We start from the raw sequence: 2,957 nt of genomic DNA on the forward strand, positions 1-2,957 counted from the left end.
GAGAACGGCAAGCACGACGAGAACGGCAAGCATGACGAGAACGAGAAGGGCTCCTGGCACGGCAAGCACGACAAGCCGCACGGTGGCATGCACACCGGTGGCGGCGGGCTGGCCGGCGCACCGGGCGTGACCGCCGGCGGCCTCGCCGTGCTGGCGGCGGCGGGTACCGGCCTGTACGCGCTGCGCCGCCAGCGGGCGTCGCAGGGTGCCGCATGACGGGTGCCTGACGCCACAAGCGCCGCGGCCGCCGCACGCCTCCCGGGCGTCGCGGCGGCCCGGCTCGTCCTCCCGCGGGTCGCGCCCGCTGCCGCGCCCGACCCGCCGCCGAGCCCGAATGAGGTGGTCCCCGATGGCAGCCAGCCCCGACTCCCCGGCCGAACCCGCTCCCGCCCCGAAGCGACGGCGGCTGCGCACCGCCGTGACGGCGGCGTGGATCGCGGCCGCGCTCCTGCTGACCGCGCACCTGGTCGGCGGCCGCGGCACGTCGTACGACGCCGGCGGCCCGCCGCACGCCCCGCCGGCCACCGCCTCCGCCGTGCCCGACGGATCCTCCGCCCCGGCGGCGCGGCCGTCCGCCGCGTCCGAGGGCGCCGCGCACCTGCCGCGGTCCGAGCCGGTCCGCCTGCTCATCCCGAAGATCGCCGTCGACGCGCCCTTCACCGACCTGGCCATCGGCCGATCGGGGCAACTCGACCCGCCCCCGCCCGACGACACCAACCTCGTCGGCTGGTACGCCAAGGGCCACTCGCCCGGCGAGCCCGGAACCGCGATCATCGCCGGGCACGTGGACACCACGACCTCACCGGCGGTGTTCGCCCGGCTCGGCGAGCTGAAGAAGGGCGACCGGTTCCACGTGAACCGGGCCGACGGCAGCAGGGCGACCTTCGTCGTCGACCACAAGGAGTCGTTCCGCAAGGACGCCTTCCCCAGCGAGCGCGTCTACGGCGACACCCCCGACGCCCAGGTCCGCCTCATCACATGCGCCGGCACCTACGACCGTCGGGCCCGGGACTACACCGAGAACCTCGTGGTCTTCGCCCACCTCGTCTGACTTCCGGTCCTCCCGCCTGACTTGGTGTTTTACAGTGACTGCCACCAGTTCAGGCGACAGTGCGACCTGTGAGGTATTCGCGAACCATGACGACCGAAACGTTTGAGTTCCAGGTAGAGGCCCGTCAGCTGCTGCAGCTGATGATCCACTCGGTCTACTCGAACAAGGATGTCTTCCTGCGCGAACTCGTCTCCAACGCCTCCGACGCGCTCGACAAGCTGCGTCTGGAGAAGCTGCGGGACGATTCGCTCGAAGCCGACGTGTCGGACCTGCACATCGAGATCGACGTCGACAAGAAGGCCCGCACCCTCACGGTGCGGGACAACGGCATCGGCATGTCGTACGACGAGGTCGGGCAGCTCATCGGGACCATCGCCAAGTCGGGCACGGCGACCCTGCTGAAGGAGCTGCGCGAGGCCCAGGACACGGCCGGGGCCGAGGGGCTGATCGGCCAGTTCGGCGTCGGCTTCTACTCCGGCTTCATGGTGGCGGACGAGGTCACGCTGGTCACCCGCCGGGCCGGAGAGGACCAGGGCACCCGCTGGAGCTCGCGCGGCGAGGCCACCTACACCCTGGAGCGTGTCGACGACGCCCCGCAGGGCACCTCCGTCACCCTCCACCTGAAGCCGGCCGACACCGAGAACCAGCTCCACGACTACACCTCCGAATGGAAGATCCGGGAGATCGTCAAGCGGTACTCGGACTTCATCACCTGGCCCATCCGGATGGTCCCGGAGGCCGGTGAGGGGCAGGAGGCGCCCGAGCCGGAGACGCTGAACTCCATGAAGGCCCTGTGGGCCCGCTCGCGCGACGAGGTCTCCGACGACGAGTACCACGAGCTGTACAAGCACATCAGCCACGACTGGCGCGAGCCGCTGGAGACGATCCGGCTCCAGGCGGAGGGCACCTTCGAGTACCAGTCGCTGCTGTTCATCCCCGCGCACGCGCCGCACGACCTGTTCACCAGGGACTTCAAGCGCGGTGTCCAGCTGTATGTGAAGCGCGTCTTCATCATGGACGACTGCGAGGAACTGCTGCCGCCCTACCTGCGCTTCGTCAAGGGCGTCGTCGACGCGCAGGACCTCTCGCTGAACGTCTCGCGCGAGATCCTGCAGCAGGACCGGCACATCCGGATGATGCAGCGCCGGCTGACGAAGAAGGTGCTGTCCACGGTCAAGGAGATCATGACCAAGGACGCCGACCGCTACGCCACCCTCTGGCGCGAGTTCGGCACGGTCCTGAAGGAGGGCCTGGTCACCGACTCCGAGAACCGCGACGCCCTGCTCGCCGTCGCCTCGTTCACGACCACGCACGGGGACGAGCCGACCACGCTCGCCCAGTACGTGGAGCGGATGAAGGACGGCCAGGAGGACATCTACTACCTCACCGGCGAGTCCCGGCAGAGCATCGAGAACTCCCCGCACATGGAGGCGTTCCGTGCCAAGGGCATCGAGGTGCTGCTGCTCACCGACGCCGTCGACGAGGTGTGGGTCGACGCCGTCGGCGAGTACGAGGGCAAGAAGCTGCGGTCGGTGGCCAAGGGCGAGATCGACCTGGACGCCGAGGAGCCGGAGAAGGCCGGCGAGGAGCGGGAGAAGCAGGCCGAGGAGTACGCCGGTCTGCTCGGCTGGATGCGCGAGCAGCTGGACGAGGAGATCAAGGAGGTGCGCCTGTCGACGCGGCTCACCGTCTCCCCGGCCTGTGTCGTCTCCGACGCGCACGACCTGACCCCGGCCCTGGAGAACATGTACCGGGCCATGGGCCAGGAGGTGCCGCGGACCAAGCGGATCCTGGAGCTCAACCCGGGTCACCCGCTGGTGAAGGGCCTGAACCAGGCCTACCAGGAGCGCACGGACCGCTCGGAGCTGGCCGAGTCCGCGGAACTGCTGCACACCCTCGCGGTGCT

General features: G+C 69.9%; 2 protein-coding genes and 1 pseudogene. All 3 read left to right on the plus strand.

Going from position 1 to position 2,957, the window contains the following annotated elements; all coding sequences use genetic code 11:
• A pseudogene (locus RIN80_RS25515) lies at window positions 1-216 on the plus strand (hypothetical protein); the annotation flags it as partial.
• Between the two features lie 133 nt (window positions 217-349).
• Entirely contained in the window at window positions 350-1,051 is a 702-nt protein-coding gene (locus tag RIN80_RS25520; RefSeq protein WP_309097998.1) for a class F sortase, read from the plus strand.
• A gap of 86 nt (window positions 1,052-1,137) precedes the next feature.
• Window positions 1,138-2,957, plus strand: a 1,820-nt coding sequence (gene htpG / locus RIN80_RS25525) for a molecular chaperone HtpG (protein ID WP_309097999.1), incomplete at its 3' end; no start/stop codon positions are given.

The organism is Streptomyces sp., assembly GCF_031181705.1.
Taxonomy (GTDB): domain Bacteria; phylum Actinomycetota; class Actinomycetes; order Streptomycetales; family Streptomycetaceae; genus Streptomyces.